The following is a 16135-nucleotide window of genomic DNA, read 5'->3' as shown; positions in this document are numbered from 1 at the left end:
GCGACGGTCGAAGGCTCCGTGTTCTCGCCGAGTGCGAGATGGCACGGAGCCTTTCGTCGTCTGCGCGCGTGGCGGCCGATCAGTGCAGCCGGTCGAGCACGCCGGGCAGGTCCGCACTGTGCACCACGCCGAGCCGCTGCGTCGCGCGGGTCAGCGCGACGTACAGGTCGTTGAGCCCCCGCGGTGATTCGTCCAGGATGGCCTGCGGTTCCACCAAGTAGACCGCGTCGAACTCCAAGCCCTTCACGTCGTGCACGGTCAGCACTCGAACGGCCTGGCCCGCGAGGTCGGCCAGGCCGGCCACCAGCGCCTGCGGCGCGATCACCGCCGTGGTGCCCGGCCCGGTCTCGGCGGCGACCAGCCGGGCCACCTCGGCGTGCACGTCGACGGGCGCGACTCGGTAGGCACGGGGCGCGACGCCGGTCTCGCGCACCGAGCGGGGCGCGGTCGCTGCCGGATCGATGGCGGCGAGGACGTCGGCGGCGACGTCCATGATCTCCGCGGGCGTGCGGTAGTTCACCGTGAGTTCGGTGAGCTTCCAGCGGGACGCGACGTACGGTTCCAGCATCCGCTGCCAGGAAGACGTGCCCGCCGGGTCGCCGGTCTGCGCGACATCGCCGACCACGGTGACCCACCGGTTCGGAATGCGCCGCATCACCATGCGCCAGGCCATCTCCGACAACTCCTGCGCCTCGTCCACGATCACGTGGCCGTAGGTCCAGGTGCGATCGCCCGCGGCGCGCTCGGCGGTGGTCTCGCGGGTGCGGAAGTCCTGGCGCGCGGCCAGCTGGCTCGCGTCGATCAGGTCGTAGGCCATCAGGATCTCGGGGTCGAGGTCGTCTTCCAGATCCTGGGGCGCGGAGCCGGTGAGGATGTCGAGGGCGTCCTGCGCCTCGGCGATCTGGGCACGCCAGCGGCGGCGGGCGCGTTCGCGTTCCTCGGTGTCGTCCACGCCGAGCAGTTCGGCCAGTTCGTCCAGCAGCGGCGCGTCCGCGGCACTGAACTGTCCGTCGTCCGGCCGCAGCAGCTCGGCGCGGTCGGCGGCGTCCAGCGAGCGCGCGGCCCGGTCCAGCCGTGCGGGGTCGGCGAGCAGGTCGGCCAGCACGTCCTGCGGGGACAGGATCGGCCAGAGCTTCGCGATCGCGGCCTGGATGTGCGGGTCGGCGCGCATCTCGTCGCGGATCTCGGTGAGGTCGGCCGAGCTGAGCAGACTCGGGCCGCCGGACAGGTCGGCGCCCATGGTTTGGGCGAGCTGGTCGGTCAGCGCGTCGATCACCGACGCGGCGAAGATCGGGCGGGCCAGGTTGTGCGGGCGGCGTGAGGATCGGGCGCGCCCGCGGGCCTTGGTGGCGATCTTGCGATCCAGCGTGACCGGATAGCCGTCGAAGCTGAGCCGGATCGGTTCGGCGGGCACTTCCTGCCGGTCGCGCACCGCCTGCTTGAGCACTTCCAGAATGGTCAGCGATCCCTTGATCTCGCCGGCGCGCAGCGAGTCCTCCCGGGCCGCCCGCACCCCTGGGTAGAGATCGCCGATGGTGGACAGCAGCACGCCGGTCTCGCCGAGCGACGGCAGCACCTGCCCGATGTAGTCCAGGAAGGTGGCGTTCGGTCCGATGATCAGCACGCCGCTCTTGGCCAGCTGCTGGCGATAGGTGTAGAGCAGATACGCCGCGCGGTGCAGCGCGACGGCGGTCTTGCCGGTACCCGGGCCGCCCTGTACGACGAGCACGCTCTTGTGTTCGGAGCGGATGATCGCGTCCTGCTCGTGCTGAATGGTCTCGACGATGTCGTTCATGTGGCCGGTGCGGGCGGCGTTGAGCGCGGACAGCAGTGCGCTCTCGCTGCCGACCCCGCCGTCGGCGCCGGTGACTCCGGCCCGGCGCGCGGCCTCGAGATCGAGGTATTCGTCGTTGATCGCGGTGACCTTGCGGTTGCGCGAGCGGATGTGCCTGCGCCGGGTTACGCCGTCCGGCGCCGCGGTGGTGGCCAGGTAGAACGGCCGCGCCAGCGGGGCGCGCCAGTCCAGCAGCAGGCTCTCGTAGTCGTCCTTCTCGTCGAGAATGCCGAGCCTGCCGATATAGCGGTACTCCTCTTGCGCACCGTCGAGATCGATGCGGCCGAAACACAGGCCGTGTTCGGCGGCGTCGTATTTCGCCAGGTCCTCGGTGTAGAGCTGGCTGAAGGACTCTCGCTCGCTGCGGGCCTGCGGAGTGCCGCCGCTCTCCAGCAGCACGGTGCGCAAGCGGTTGCGCGCGTAATCGCGCATCTCGTCGAGCCGCTCGTACAGCACCGACAGGTACGCCTGCTCCTGCTCGGTCTCGCGGGTCCGCTCGGGAGCGCCGTCGTGGGCGGCACGGTCCTGAGTGAGGTCGGGCAAACTGAACTCCTTGTCACCGCGAACAGGCGCGAGCACCGCCCGGCCGGGCAGGCGCACGCACGGAAAGCAGAGTTGTCGAGTCTACTTGGGTTGCGGCGGGCTCGCCCTAAGCCCAGGTCGGGCGCCCCGCGGGGGAACAGCGGCGGGGTTGCCGGACGGTGTGAGGAGCACCGGCGCGAAGTGCTCGACCGCCGGGAACGGGTCGTAGAAGTGGTGCAACAGGTCCTTCCAGCGCTGATATTCCGGCGAGCCGCGGAATCCGACGACGTGATCGTCGATGTGGTCCCATTCCACCCGGAGCAGGTAGCTGCCCGGCGACTCCACCCCGCGCGACAGCGACAGCGACCGGAAGCCGGGCATACTGGCGATGATCGGCCGCGCCGCGGCGAAGGCGGCTTCGAAATCGGCGGCGCGCTCGGGGCGAACCGGCAGCAGGGCGTGTTCGATGATCATGCGCGGGCTCGTCAGGACGCGTGGGTGCTGTTCGGCCTGCGGCCCTTGGTGACGGTGCCTTCCCGTCGCCCGGGCGGTTTGGCCCGGTACATCGCCAGATCCGCGTCGTGCAGCACGGCCTCCGGGCTACGCCGGTCGCCGACCCCGAGTTCGGTGACGCCGATCGAGGCGTTCACCTCGATCCGGTGCCCGCGCGCGATGATCGGCTCGGCCATGGTGGAGCGCAGCCGGTGGACCAGCGCGTCGATGTCGACGCGGCGGGTGCGGCCGGACAGCAGGACCAGGAACTCGTCGCCGCCGAGCCTGCCGACGATGTCGTCGCCGCGCAGCGCGCGCTGCAACCGCTGGGCGACGATCTGCAGCACGGTGTCGCCGATCGCGTGCCCGAGAGTGTCGTTGATCGCCTTGAACCCGTCCAGGTCGATGAACAGCACGGTGGACACCGGCAGCAGTTCCTCGGTGCTGGCCAGCGCGGCGGCCAGCTGGGACAGGATCAGCGAGCGGTTGGCCAGCCCGGTGAGCGAGTCGTGCGTGGCCTGGTATTCCAACTGTCTTCTGCTGGCGCGGAATTCGGTGATGTCGGCGAAGGAGGACACCGCCGACGAACGCGGGTCGCCGGGATTGAGCAGCCTGCTGCTGCCCGACAGCCAGCGGCGCTGGCCGTCCACCCGGTCGACGCCGAAGATGTAACCGGTGATGGTCTCGCCCGTGGCCAGCGTGCGCGCCACCGGATGCCGGCTCGGCGGCAGGGGCTGGGCGTTCGCGTCCAGCAGCACCAGCGGCAGTGACTGGATGGTGCGCCCGATCACCTGGCGGTCGGGCCCCTCGGTGCCGAAGATGCGCTTGGCGGCCGGATTCATCGATTCGATCCGGCCCTCCGGATCGATCACCACGACGCCCTCCTCCAACTGGGAGACCACCGTGGTGAAGTAGTGCTCGGCTCGGCGCTGCGCCGCCTCGGCGTGGCGCTGGGCCGTGAGGTCGTGGATGACCACCTGGTAGGCGAGGCGGTCGTGCCAGGCGGTCAGCACCGACACCGTCTCCACCGGGACGGTGCCGCCGTCCACCCGCATCAAGGTCATCTCGGTGGGGACTGAGGCCGCGCCCGCGGTGGTGAGGGTGCTGATGCGGTCGAGCATGGCGGGAACCGACGCGGGGTGGACGAAGTCGGTCAGCGGGCGGCCGACGATCTCCTCGGCGTCCTCCGCGGCGAGCAGGCGGACCGTCGCCGGGTTGACGTAGACGACCCGGCCGCGCTCGTGCACGCAGATCCCGTCCGGAGTGTGTTCGACCAGGGAGCGGTAGCGCGCGGCCAGCTGTTCGGCGGCGTCGACCGCGGCGGCTAGCTTGTCGTCACCCACTCGAACCCCCGATCATCGACCCCATTATGGCCATTGGAACACGGGATTATTCTGGTATCGACGTGGACAAGATCACACCGTCCACGCTATTGCTTCGATCACAGTACCGGCACGTTCCCGGCCTGGATCCGGCGATCATGGCAGAGACCGGTTGCCGCGTCGAGAAGGGGCGAACCGCTCGAGCGTCCCGGGCGGCCGGCGAAGGAGCGATACATGCCGGGTGCCGACCCGAATACCGCCGCGCGGGTGCCTACTCCGCTGGGGCACGGAAACGAGATGACCATCGCCGGGATCGGCGCGATCACCGGCTACGGATGGGGGCGGGAACGCCTGTGGGACGGCTTGCTCAGCGGCAAGTCCGCGGCCGCCCTGCGCTCGGGCTACGGGCCGGACCGTGACGAGGACGCGTGGGTCGCGCTGGTGCCCGACGGCGGCGACCCGGAGGTGAGCACGAGCCGGTACGGCCGGGCCGTGCACGAGGCGGCGCGGGAGGCCGTCGCGGACGCACGCGACCGCGGCTGGCGGCCCGGCCGCACCGTGGGCCTGCTGCACGCCATCGTGCTGGGGGACGTGGCGAACTGGCGCGACTTCTACCTCGTCGAAGGGGGCAACCGCCGGTCGAGGGAGTACCTGCGGCTGTTGCCCTCGACGCCGGTCTCGATGCTGATGCAGGAATTCGGCTTCCACGGTCCGGCGATGAACGTCTCGGCCGCGTGCAGTTCCGCCAACGTGGCGCTGATCACCGCGAAGCTCTGGCTGGACGCGGGCATGGCCGACGACGTGATCTTCGTCGCGACCGACCTGTCCGCCACCCCGGACATGCTGGCGAGTTTCGTCCGGCTCGGCGCCGCGGTGACCGACGCCGAACCGATGGACGCGTGCCGCCCCTTCCAAGCGGGCAGCCGCGGGTTCAGCATGGGTGAGGCCTCGGTGGCGTTCGTACTGACCCGCTCGGCGGATCGGCCCTACGCCGCGGTGCTCGGCGGCGCGATGTCCAACGACGCCTATCACGTGGTGTCGGTCGATCCGGCGCACGAGCAGATCCTCGAATGCACTCGCCGCGCGCTCGCCGCCGCGGGAGTCGCCGCCGCGGACGTCCGTTACTTCAACGCGCACGGCACCGGGACCCGGCAGTGCGACGCGGCCGAGCACCATCTGATGGAGCAGGTGTTCGCCGACCGCCCGCACATCTACGCGCTGAAACCGCTGGCGGGCCACTGCCAGGGCGCCGCCGCCGCGGTAGAGGTAGCGGCGGCCGCGCTCGCTTATGACCGCGGCATCGTGCCCGCGGCCCCGATCGTCGCGCCCGCGCATCCGCGGTTGCTGGACGGCCCGGTGCCGTTCGAAGGCGGCATCACCGTGAAACTCTCCCTCGGCATGGGCGGCAACAACTCCGCGGTGGTACTCGGCCCCGCCCGACCGTGATGCCCACGGACCGGACGTCATTCGACGGAGGCGTTCGAGCCGCCGGGTCGTTCCCGAGTCCGCAACCCGCCGGTGCGGCCACCGGCCGATGGGGACTTTCGGCCCTGTTCGCGGCACCGCAGGCGGTGCTGGCATGGATCGGGACGGATCGATCTGGAAAGCGGGGCAATGCAGATGGTCTCATCGGGGCTGCGATGCGCATCGGAACAGTGGACGACGGCTGCCGGTCCGGAAGTGGCGGTGACCACGCAAGGGGAGGTGGCCGCCACGGACGTCACGCGGGCGGTGCGCGCCGTCGCTCGTGTGCTGCGCCGACATCATCTCGACGCTCCGGCCCGGGTACGTCTGAGCGCGCCGGCCGACCCGGAGGCGCCGACGGTGGTGCAGGTCGACGTGCGCCATCTCGACGGCGTCATCCGGGCCCAGGTCACCGGGCCGCGCGGGTTCGCGGTGACCTTCGCCGCCGAGCGGCTCGACCGCCGGTTGGCCCGGATGGCCGCGCGGGAGGCGCGGACCTGGCCCGATCCGGCCCGGCCTCCGCTCGCCCGCGCCGGTGCACCGCGTCCGATCGTCCGCCGTAAGCGGTGCGCCCTGTCCACCTGCACGCCGGCCGAAGCGGTGGCGGTGCTGGACGCCATGGATTACGACGCCCACCTGTTCACCGACGCCGACACCGGTGAGGACGCGGTGGTGCACTGGGCGGCGGCGGGTGTGCGGCTCATCCGCCAGCGGGCGACCTTTGCGCCGATCTGGTCGCCGGAGACGGTCCGGAGTACCCCGCCGATCGTCGTGGACGCCGCACCCGCCGTCTGCCTGGATCCGGTCGAAGCGGCGAATATGTTGTGCCGCAGCGGATTGCCGTTCCTGTTCTGCACCGACCCGAGCAGCGGACGCGGCGGGCTGCTGTACCGCCGCCACGACGGTGATCTGGCGCTCGTGGCGCCCGCCTGATCGCTAAGCCAGCGGTGCGGACCAGTGCACCCTGGTCCCGCCGCTCTCGGTCCGCCCGACCGTGCAGCGGCCCTCGGACATGGTCGCGCGCTGCGCGAGGTTGGCCAGCCCGCTCGGTGTCACCTCCGCGGGCATCCCGGTGCCGTTGTCCTCGACGAGGACAGTCAGCTCGTCGCCGACGGTGATCTCGACGGCGAGCCGGTTGCCGCCGGAGTGGCGCACGGCGTTGCTGACCGATTCGCGCACCACGGCCTCGGCGTGGTCGGCGAGCTCGTCGCCCACCACCGACAGCGGTCCGGCGAACCGCATACTGGTCCGGAAAACGCCGCCCGCGGTTTGCTGGCGGACGGCGTCCTCCAGCCGCCGCCGCAGCGGATCGCCGCCGTGCAGGTCGAAGATCGACGTGCGGATCTCCTGCACGACCTCCTGCAAACCGTCCATTTCCGCCGAAAGCCGTCGCCGTACTTCGGGATCCTCGGTGCGCGCCGCCGTGGCGCGTAACCCCAGCCCGACCGCGAACAACCGTTGGACGACATGATCGTGCAGATCGCGCGCGATGCGGTCACGGTCGGCCAGCACGTCGAGTTCGCGCATCCTGCGCTGGGTGTCGGCCAATTGCATGGCCAGCGCCGCCTGGTCGGTGAACGCGGCGGTCAGCTCGACCAGCTCGCCGGGGTACGGGGGGCCGTCGGGTGGACGCACGAGGATCAGCACGCCGAGCACGAGGTCCGCGGTCTGCAACGGCAGCACCAGCGCGGGCCCGGCCGCGCCGACCGCGGCGCCGAGATCATCCGGCCCGGCATCGGGCACCTGCACCGGTGCGCGCTGCGTGAACACCGCGCCGGTCGCGGTGCCCGCGACGCGCAGTCGTTCGGGTCCCGGCCCGGGGCCGAACCATTGCGCTACAACGAGTTCGGTGGCTTCGTCGGGTGGCGTCGCGGGCGGCACCACGGCCAGCAGAGCCTGCTCGGAGCCGGTCAGCGCGCGGGCGCGCGCGACCACCTGCGCCAGCACCAGATCCGGCGCCGTTCCGGCGAGGAACTCGGTCGCGATATCGCGGGTCGCCTCGATCCAGGCTTGCCTGGTTCGCGCGGACTCGTACAGCCTGGCGTTCTCGATGGCGATGCCCGCCGCGGCGGCCAGCGCCAGCACGATGGCCTCGTCGTCCTCGGTGAAGGGTTGTCCGCCCGTCTTCTCGGTGAGGTAGAGATTGCCGAAGATCTCCCCGCCGATCCGCACCGGCACCCCCAGGAAGCTGCCCATCGCGGGATGGTTGGCTGGAAACCCTACGGAGGCGGGATGTTCCGACAGGTCGTCCAGCCGGATCGGTCGCGGGTGCGCCAACAACAGTCCGAGTACGCCCTGCCCGGCGGGCGCGCGTCCGATGTGGGTGTGCGTCGTGTCGTCGACGCCCTCGAAGAGGAATTCGACCGGTCGCTCGTCGTGCCCGCGAACACCGAGCGCTCCGTACCGGGCGTCGACCAGGCGGGTGGCGGTGCGCAGAAGGGCGCGCAAGGTGTCGCGGACCGTTGACGGAAGAGGGGTGATGAGGTGCGTCATAAAGGAGTCGGGGAGGCCGGTGGGGTGCGCACAGCGGGCTCAGTGTAATCGGACGCCGGTGCCTGCGGCGCGGATTGTGCACCACGATCAGCGCACGTCGCCGGAGACGCCGGCCCGGGCCCGGTGGCCGGTCCGTCCGGATCCATCACCCGTGTGCACGATGTTCTCCGTCACACGGACGCGGAGTGAAGTCGAACTCATCTCGCCCGCGGCAGCCGGGCGGACCCGCTGCCGGTACCTTGTCGGTGGGATACCGGTTGCCCCGGCAGGCGGTGGCGACGGCGGCCGAGGGGAATGGCCGGCGCTGTCGCGCTGTTGACCAGTGGTGCCGGGAGGGCGATGCTACGAAGGCGTCCTGGCCTGTTTCCCGGCCCCATCCGTACCGTCCGCCCGCCGGTGTTCCCGCCATTCGTCGAGGTGACGGGCGGTCCGCGAAACTTGTCGGTGCCCATGCCTAGCATGGCGGCCGGGGGTATGTCTGGACGCCGAACACGAAGGAGAAGGGACGGCCTGTGGCGGAACGCCTCACTGTGCGCGGAGCTCGGGAGCACAACCTCAAGGGTGTCGATCTCGACCTGCCCCGCGACAGCCTCATCGTGTTCACCGGCCTGTCCGGCTCCGGCAAGTCGAGCCTGGCCTTCGACACGATCTTCGCGGAGGGGCAGCGGCGCTACGTCGAGTCGTTGTCGGCGTACGCGCGGCAGTTCCTCGGGCAGATGGACAAGCCCGATGTCGACTTCATCGAGGGCCTGTCGCCCGCGGTGTCCATCGACCAGAAGTCGACCAACCGCAATCCGCGCTCGACCGTGGGCACCATCACCGAGGTCTACGACTACCTGCGGCTGCTCTACGCGCGGGCGGGCACCCCGCACTGTCCGGTGTGCGGCGAGCTGATCGCCAAGCAGTCGCCGCAGCAGATCGTCGACCAGGTGCTGGCCATGGAGGAGGGCATCCGCTTCCAGGTGCTCGCACCGGTGGTGCGCACCCGCAAAGGCGAGTTCGTCGACCTGTTCGACCAGCTCAACACGCAGGGCTACTCCCGCGTGCGGGTCGACGGCGTGGTGTATCCGCTCACCGATCCGCCCAAGCTGAAGAAGCAGGAGAAGCACGACGTCGAGGTCGTCGTCGACCGGCTGGCGGTCAAGCCGACGTCCAAACAGCGCTTGACCGATTCGATCGAGACCGCACTGCGGCTCGCCGACGGCATCGTGGTCCTCGATTTCGTCGACCGCGACGAGCACGCGCACGACCGGGAGCGCCGTTTCTCCGAGCGTCTCGCCTGCCCGAACGGTCACCCGCTGGACATCGAGGACCTGGAGCCGCGCTCGTTCTCGTTCAACTCGCCCTACGGCGCCTGCCCGGACTGCACCGGCCTCGGCATCCGCAAGGAGGTCGACCCGGAACTGGTGGTGCCCGATCCGGCGCTGAGCCTGAACGAAGGCGCCATCGCGCCGTGGTCGCGCGGGCAGACCGCCGAATACTTCACCCGGCTGTTGTCCGGCTTGGCGGATTCCATCGGTTTCTCCATGGACACCGCGTGGCAGGATCTGCCCCTCAAGGCGCGCAAGGCGGTGCTGGAAGGCAGCGCCGACCAGGTGCATGTGTCCTACACCAACCGCTACGGCCGTAAGCGCTCGTACTACGCGGACTTCGAGGGCGTGATGCCGTTCCTGCAGCGGCGCATGGAGAACACCGAATCCGAGCAGATGAAAGAGCACTACGACGGGTACATGCGCGACATTCCGTGCCCGGTGTGCAACGGCGCCCGGCTGCGCCCGGAAATCCTCGCCGTCACCATCGCCGCGAACGGCGACAAGAAGTCCATCGCCGACGTCAGCGACCTGTCCATCGGCGAATGCTCGGCGTTCCTGAATTCGCTCACCCTCGGCGAGCGCGAAGCCGCCATCGCCGGGCAGGTGCTCAAGGAGGTGCAGGCGCGGCTGGGCTTCCTGCTCGACGTCGGCCTGGAGTACCTCACGCTGTCGCGCGCGGCCGCCACGCTGTCCGGCGGTGAGGCGCAGCGGATCCGGCTCGCCACCCAGATCGGCTCCGGTCTGGTCGGCGTGCTGTACGTACTCGACGAGCCGTCCATCGGCCTGCACCAGCGGGACAATCGCAGGCTCATCGAAACCCTCACGCGCCTGCGCAATCTCGGCAACACGCTGATCGTGGTCGAGCACGACGAGGACACCATCCGCGCCTCGGACTGGGTGGTCGACATCGGCCCCTTCGCCGGCGAGCACGGCGGCACGGTGGTGCACAGCGGGCCCTACGAAGAGCTGCTCACCGATCCGAACTCGCTGACCGGGGCGTACCTGTCGGGCCGCGAGCGAATCGAGGTGCCGCTGGTGCGCCGTCCGGTCTCGAAGAAGCGGCAGCTCACCGTCGTTGGAGCGAACGAGCACAACCTCCAGGGCATCGACGTGGCCTTCCCGCTCGGCGTGCTGACCTCGGTGACCGGCGTCTCCGGCTCGGGCAAGTCGACTCTGGTGAACGACATCCTGGCCACCGTGCTGGCGAACCGGCTCAACGGCGCGCGGCAGGTGCCGGGCAGGCACACCCGGGTCAACGGGCTCGACCACCTGGACAAGCTGGTGCAGGTGGACCAGTCGCCGATCGGCCGCACGCCGCGGTCCAACCCGGCCACCTACACCGGTGTCTTCGACAAGATCCGCACGCTGTTCGCGGCCACCACCGAGGCGAAGGTGCGCGGGTACCAGCCGGGCCGGTTCTCGTTCAACGTCAAGGGCGGTCGGTGTGAGGCCTGCTCCGGTGACGGCACGCTGAAGATCGAGATGAACTTCCTGCCGGATGTCTACGTCCCTTGCGAGGTCTGCCACGGCGCCCGCTACAACCGGGAAACCCTCGAGGTGCACTACAAGGGCAAGACCATCGCCGAAGTGCTGGACATGTCCATCGAGGAGGCGGCCGAGTTCTTCGAGCCGGTCACCTCGATCCACCGTTACCTCAAGACGCTGGTGGACGTGGGGCTCGGCTACGTGCGCCTGGGCCAGAGCGCTCCCACCCTCTCCGGCGGCGAGGCCCAGCGGGTGAAACTCGCCGCCGAGTTGCAGAAGCGGTCCACCGGCCGCACCGTCTACATCCTCGACGAGCCGACCACCGGCCTGCACTTCGAGGACATCCGCAAACTGCTCAACGTCATCAACGGCCTGGTGGACAAGGGCAACACGGTGATCGTCATCGAACACAACCTGGACGTCATCAAGACCTCCGACTGGGTGATCGACATGGGCCCCGAGGGCGGCTCCGGCGGCGGCACCGTCGTGGCGGAAGGCACGCCGGAGGAGGTCGCCGCCGTCGCGCACAGCTACACCGGCCAGTTCCTGAAAGAGGTGCTGGACCAGCCGCCCGCGCCACGGAGCGCTGCGAAGAAGGCTCCGGCGAAGAAGGCCGCCGCGGCGAAGGCCGCCAAGCGTCCGGTGAAGAAGGCCGCGGCGGTCGGCTGATCCGTCGTGCGATGCGGCGCGGTTCGTGTTTGCGCGGACCGCGCCGCTGCTCGCGTCAGCGGTTGGCGATGACGTGGATCAGCTCGGCGAGTTCCTTCGGCTTGGACCACATCGGCCAGTGGCCCGTGGGCAGGTCGACGTATTCGGCGTCGATGCGGGCCAGTTCGGCGAAGAGCGGGGTTTCCCCGTTGTCGCGCAGCTTCTCGACCAGCTCGGCGGTCATGCTGCTGCAGATCACGGTGGTCGGCACCGCCAGCCGGGCGGGCGAGTCGCTCAAGCGCAGCGGGGCGGCCGCGACGGACGCGGGCTGCGGCACCGCGCGCTCGCGAAATCGTGTCAGGACGGCGTCGTCGAGGCCGGCCAAGCTGTTGCCTGAGGCCTCCAGCTCCGGCCAGTCCGGCAGGGTCCACTCGCGTGCGGCGACGTCCAGTGCGGAATTGATGACGAAACCGTTCGGCAGCGGCGCGCTGTCGACGTAGATCGCCCGGCGGAACAAGCCGGGCGCCCGGTCGATGGCGAGATACGCGGGCGCCGCGCCGCCGGAGTGCGCGACGAGCACGACGGGCTCGCCCGCGGGCACCGCGTCGATGATCGCCTGCGCCTGGGATTCCAGGGTGGCCGACAACCGGTCGGGATCGGTGGCGTCCAGACCCGGCAGCGTCAGCGCCGATACCTCGTTGCCACGCTGCCGCAGATCGGGAACGACCTCGTCCCACGCCCATGCACCGAGCCAGAATCCGGGAGCGAGCAGAATCCGAGTAGCCATGGGCTCACTGTGCCCTACCCGTTGGGAAATTTCCTAAACTTCGTGTCCCGACGCGGAGTTCGCGCACAATTCCGGCCGTGCTTCGGAATTCTGTAGGGGCTGCGGCACCGGCTGTCGTCGCCCAGCACTCCGACCGAGGCCCGGTGGGCACGGTCGTCATGGCCCAGCCGAGCCGATCAGTAGACGGGGCCGGTGTACTTCTCGCCCGGGCCCTTGCCCGGCTCGTCCGGATGCGCGGAGGACTCGCGGAAGGCCCGTTGCAGCGACTGCAACCCTTCGCGAATCGGCCCGGCGTGCGGGCCCAGGTACTCCACCGACGCCGTGACGAGTCCGGCCAGCGCCGTGATCACGCGGCGCGCCTCGTCCAGGTCGCGGCGCGGGCTGGTGTCCGGGTCCTCGTCGGCCAGCCCCAGCTTCTCGGCCGCCGAGCTCATCAACATCACGGCGGCGCGGCTGATCACCTCGACCGCGGGGATGTCGGCCAGTTCGCGGACGGAGGCGTCGAGCTCGTCAGTCATGTCTTCAGGCTAGCGACGCCGCCCGCAGCATCCGGAGGTGGCCGATCTCCGAGACGTTCTTCATCAGCTCCGCGTTCACCCAGCCCGCCGTGTGGGCGACGGTCAAGCCGGCGTCGGCGGGCCACGGGTGAGCGGACGGGCGGTCCAACTCGGTCTCGTGAAACCCGTCGAGCACCCGCGTCCACTCGGTGTGCAGCTCGCGCAGGCGGGCGACGGCCGCGGCGCCGTCACCGGGCCAGTGCACGTCCTCCCGCGCGGGTGGGGTGCGGCCCTCGGCGTGGTCGATGGCCGCGCCCCACCACCAGTCGATGTGCCAGGTCAGCCAGCCGATAGTCGGGACGGGCACGGGGTCGGGTTCGGTGTCGGCCCAGTCCGGGCGCCACACGCCCTCGGCGTCGGGACGTACTGTCCAGGTGAGGTCGGCGGGTTCCCAGAGGAAGTCCTCCGGCGTGAGGGCGTCGAGGTGGATACCGGCGAGGGCCCAGGTCAGGTCGAACTGCCATCGCAGCAGGTCACGGCGGGGTGAACGCACCGGGGGAGCCTGGCACGGTTGCGGCGGCCGGGCAACCGATTTAGAGCCGATTCGGCGATAGCCGAACGGAATGTTAGACTTCCCGCTGACGACCGCCCCGGGCTTGCCCTGGGGCTGATAAGTGGAGCCCGACTCCCACCGTTGCCGACGAGTCATCGTACGGTCCAGCGGTCCGGTCACCCGCCCTTCGGGGGTAGGTTTCTCGTGTCGTGGTTCTCGCGGAGAACCCGGCCACGAGAGTCGATCCGAGTTCTCTCGTGGTCGGCGATCGGTCGACATCGGGCCCCTGCGCGGAATACCGCACCGGGGCCTTCGTGTTGAACAGGGGTTGCAGTTATTGCGCGCGGTCGTCTGACGACACCGCTTGACCTAGGAGGCCCCATCAGCACTGAGACCCGCATCAACGATCGCATCCGTGTTCCCGAGGTCCGGCTCATCGGACCTGGCGGCGAGCAGGTTGGGATCGTGCGTGTTGAAGATGCACTACGCGTCGCCCTCGAAGCCGACCTCGATCTGGTCGAGGTGGCACCCGATGCCCGTCCGCCGGTCTGCAAGATCATGGACTACGGCAAGTTCAAGTACGAGACGGCGCAGAAGGCGCGCGAGTCTCGGAAGAACCAGCAGCAGACGGTGATCAAGGAGCAGAAGCTCCGCCCGAAGATCGATGACCACGACTACGAGACCAAGAAGCGCAACGTCGTTCGCTTCCTCGAGGCCGGGTCCAAGGTCAAGGTGACGATCATGTTCCGGGGCCGCGAGCAGTCCCGCCCCGAACTCGGCTTCCGGCTGCTGCAGCGGCTGGCGTCCGACGTCGCCGACCTCGGCTTCGTGGAAACCTCGGCCAAGCAGGACGGTCGCAACATGACCATGGTTCTCGCCCCCCACAAGGGCGCGAAGACCCGGGTGAAGGCGCAGCAGGAGTCGGCCCCGCGCCCGGCGCCGAGCGCCGCCCCGGCCGGTCAGCCCGCTGCGGAGCAGGCCGAGACGGCCGGCCCGCAGTAACACCGATCAGAACACCGGCGGTCCGCCCCGACCGCTGGGACGACAGATAGAGGAATCCATCCATGCCGAAGATGAAGACGCACAGCGGCGCCTCGAAGCGATTCAAGGTGTCCGGCAAAGGCAAGCTGCTGCGCCAGCAGGCGAACCGTCGCCACCTGTTCGAGCACAAGCCCAGCCGCCGGACGCGTCGTCTGGACGGCGTGGAGGTCGTCGCCGCCGCCGACGTCCGTCGCGTGAAGAAGCTGCTCGGTCTCTGATCGCGCCCCCGCGCAGACCGGCAAGCACACCGCGACCGGAGCAACTCCGTCGCCACCCCCCGACCCCATTTCCGGGCGCCGCCCCGCGCCCCCAGATCGAACAGGACTGACCAGTGGCACGCGTCAAAAGGGCCGTCAACGCTCAGAAGAAGCGCCGTTCCATCCTCGAGGCCTCCAAGGGTTACCGCGGCCAGCGCTCGCGGCTGTACCGCAAGGCCAAGGAGCAGCAACTGCACTCGCTCACGTATGCCTACCGGGACCGCCGGGCGCGCAAGGGTGATTTCCGCAAGCTGTGGATCGCGCGCATCAACGCCGCCGCGCGGATCAACGACATCACCTACAACCGCTTCATCCAGGGCCTGAAGGCCGCCGGGGTGGAGGTGGACCGCAAGATCCTCGCCGAGCTCGCGGTGTCGGACGCCGAGGCGTTCGCCGGTCTCGTCGCGGTCGCCAAGGCCGCCCTGCCGCAGGATGTCAACGCCCCGGCCGCCTGAGCCGCAGTCGTTGGCACACGGACACTTTTCGGAACGACCCGTGGAAGCGCTCAGTGAGCGCAATCCGCGGGTCGTTTCCGCTGTCAAGCTGCAGCGCGGAGCGCAGCGTCGCAAGGCGGGCCGATTCCTCGCCGAAGGCGCCAATGCCGTCGCCGCCGCGCTGGAGACCACGCGCGTGCATGAGCTGTTCTATTCGAAGACGGCCGCCGAACGCGATCACGCGCTGATCGCGGGGGCGGCTGCGACGGGCGTTCGCACCACGCTGGTCAGCGATCGAGCGGCACAGCATCTGGCCGAGACCGTCACCGCGCCCGGGCTGGTGGCGGTGTGCGATCTGCTCGACGTGCCCTTGTCCCGGATTCTCCAGGCTCGACCCCGCATGCTGGCCGTCCCCGTCGAGATCGCCGAGCCCGGAAACGCGGGCACGCTCGTGCGGGTGGCGGATTCCGTCGGCGCCGACGGCGTGGTGCTGGCCGGCGACACCGTCGATCCGCACAACGGCAAATGTGTGCGGGCCAGTGCGGGCAGCATCTTCCACGTACCGATCGCGCGGCACCGCGACGTCGCCGAGACGCTCGATTCCATCGCCGCGGCGGGAATCACGCTCCTGGCGACGGCGGCGAACGGCGAAGTCGACCTCGACGACGCCGACGAACTGTTCACCCGGCCGGTGGCCTGGCTGTTCGGCAACGAGGCGCACGGTCTCGACCCGGCCGTCGCTCGCCGCGCCGACCATCGCATCCGCATCCCGATCCGCGGCCGCGCCGAAAGCCTGAATCTCGCGACGGCTGCCGCCATCTGCCTCTACGCGAATTCGCGCGTGCGTTATTGAGCTGGGTCTGATCTGCCGCGACTTCGTCGCGGCGTGTTCGCGGCCCCCTTATGGCTCGCGTGTGCGCGACCGCCGCTTGCTCCTTCGTCGCGGACGCGGCGGCCGCCAGACACCCGCGCCCACGCACGTTCCGGCCACCC

13 protein-coding genes and 1 pseudogene are annotated in these 16135 nt (G+C 70.0%); 7 read left to right on the top strand and 7 right to left on the bottom strand.

Annotated elements, in window-relative coordinates:
• Positions 1-79: 79 nt before the first annotated feature.
• The 3 genes and pseudogenes from ACWEKR_RS26720 to ACWEKR_RS26710 form a co-directional block, all read right to left on the bottom strand.
• Positions 80-2377, bottom strand: a complete 2298-nt coding sequence (locus ACWEKR_RS26720; protein WP_452356806.1) for a HelD family protein — start codon at positions 2375-2377, stop codon at positions 80-82.
• A 168-nt stretch (positions 2378-2545) separates the two neighbouring features.
• A pseudogene (locus ACWEKR_RS26715) lies at positions 2546-2830 on the bottom strand (antibiotic biosynthesis monooxygenase family protein); the annotation flags it as partial.
• Positions 2831-2841: 11 nt separating this feature from the next.
• Positions 2842-4191 (bottom strand): diguanylate cyclase domain-containing protein, encoded by a 1350-nt coding sequence (locus tag ACWEKR_RS26710; protein ID WP_452356805.1) that lies wholly within the window; start codon positions 4189-4191, stop codon positions 2842-2844.
• Positions 4192-4467: 276 nt separating this feature from the next.
• Between ACWEKR_RS26710 and ACWEKR_RS26705 the strand changes: the two genes are divergently transcribed.
• Both ACWEKR_RS26705 and ACWEKR_RS26700 read left to right on the top strand, forming a co-directional pair.
• The gene (locus tag ACWEKR_RS26705) at positions 4468-5616 is read left to right on the top strand and encodes a beta-ketoacyl synthase N-terminal-like domain-containing protein (protein ID WP_452356890.1); all 1149 of its coding nucleotides are present in this window, start codon (positions 4468-4470) and stop codon (positions 5614-5616) included.
• 240 nt (positions 5617-5856) lie between these two features.
• A complete protein-coding gene (locus tag ACWEKR_RS26700; protein WP_452356804.1) occupies positions 5857-6567 on the top strand; it encodes a sigma 54 modulation/S30EA ribosomal C-terminal domain-containing protein in 711 nt (236 codons plus the stop codon).
• 3 nt (positions 6568-6570) lie between these two features.
• On the opposite strand, the gene ACWEKR_RS26695 is transcribed toward ACWEKR_RS26700, so the two are convergent.
• Positions 6571-8127 carry a sensor histidine kinase gene (locus ACWEKR_RS26695; protein WP_452356803.1) on the bottom strand — a complete coding sequence of 519 codons (1557 nt, stop codon included), beginning with the start codon at positions 8125-8127 and terminating at the stop codon, positions 6571-6573.
• 512 nt (positions 8128-8639) lie between these two features.
• On the opposite strand from ACWEKR_RS26695, the gene uvrA reads away from it, so the two are divergent.
• On the top strand, positions 8640-11594 hold the full coding sequence (gene uvrA, locus ACWEKR_RS26690) for an excinuclease ABC subunit UvrA (RefSeq protein WP_195087868.1): 2955 nt from the start codon (positions 8640-8642) through the stop codon (positions 11592-11594).
• 55 nt (positions 11595-11649) lie between these two features.
• Here uvrA and ACWEKR_RS26685 read toward each other — a convergent pair whose 3' ends face one another.
• The 3 genes from ACWEKR_RS26685 to ACWEKR_RS26675 form a co-directional block, all read right to left on the bottom strand.
• Entirely contained in the window at positions 11650-12360 is a 711-nt protein-coding gene (locus ACWEKR_RS26685; RefSeq protein WP_452356802.1) for an alpha/beta fold hydrolase, read from the bottom strand.
• 176 nt (positions 12361-12536) lie between these two features.
• Positions 12537-12878, bottom strand: a complete 342-nt coding sequence (locus ACWEKR_RS26680) for a DUF1844 domain-containing protein (protein WP_039797319.1) — start codon at positions 12876-12878, stop codon at positions 12537-12539.
• 4 nt (positions 12879-12882) lie between these two features.
• Complete coding sequence (locus ACWEKR_RS26675; protein WP_452356801.1) at positions 12883-13410, bottom strand: DinB family protein; 528 nt, start codon at positions 13408-13410, stop codon at positions 12883-12885.
• A gap of 336 nt (positions 13411-13746) precedes the next feature.
• On the opposite strand from ACWEKR_RS26675, the gene infC reads away from it, so the two are divergent.
• The 4 genes from infC (at position 13747) to ACWEKR_RS26655 (ending at position 15995) form a co-directional block, all read left to right on the top strand.
• Positions 13747-14412 (top strand): translation initiation factor IF-3, encoded by a 666-nt coding sequence (infC, locus tag ACWEKR_RS26670; RefSeq protein WP_084823654.1) that lies wholly within the window; start codon positions 13747-13749, stop codon positions 14410-14412.
• Between the two features lie 62 nt (positions 14413-14474).
• Positions 14475-14669, top strand: a complete 195-nt coding sequence (gene rpmI, locus ACWEKR_RS26665; protein WP_063022449.1) for a 50S ribosomal protein L35 — start codon at positions 14475-14477, stop codon at positions 14667-14669.
• 113 nt (positions 14670-14782) lie between these two features.
• A complete protein-coding gene (gene rplT / locus ACWEKR_RS26660; protein ID WP_039797323.1) occupies positions 14783-15163 on the top strand; it encodes a 50S ribosomal protein L20 in 381 nt (126 codons plus the stop codon).
• A 40-nt stretch (positions 15164-15203) separates the two neighbouring features.
• A complete protein-coding gene (locus ACWEKR_RS26655) occupies positions 15204-15995 on the top strand; it encodes a TrmH family RNA methyltransferase (RefSeq protein WP_452356800.1) in 792 nt (263 codons plus the stop codon).
• The last annotated feature ends 140 nt before the right edge of the window (positions 15996-16135 follow it).

The organism is Nocardia sp. NPDC004573 (assembly GCF_053602135.1).
The sequence above is the reverse complement of the archived record's forward strand: the minus strand, read 5'-3'. Positions and strand labels throughout refer to the sequence as shown.

Coding starts and splice junctions, on each gene's coding strand:
- ACWEKR_RS26705 (WP_452356890.1), top strand. CDS start 4,468: ATGACCATCGCCGGGATCGGCGCGATCACCGGCTACGGATGGGGGCGG.
- ACWEKR_RS26695 (WP_452356803.1), bottom strand. CDS start 8,127: ATGACGCACCTCATCACCCCTCTTCCGTCAACGGTCCGCGACACCTTG.
- ACWEKR_RS26680 (WP_039797319.1), bottom strand. CDS start 12,878: ATGACTGACGAGCTCGACGCCTCCGTCCGCGAACTGGCCGACATCCCC.
- rpmI (WP_063022449.1), top strand. CDS start 14,475: ATGCCGAAGATGAAGACGCACAGCGGCGCCTCGAAGCGATTCAAGGTG.
- ACWEKR_RS26685 (WP_452356802.1), bottom strand. CDS start 12,360: ATGGCTACTCGGATTCTGCTCGCTCCCGGATTCTGGCTCGGTGCATGG.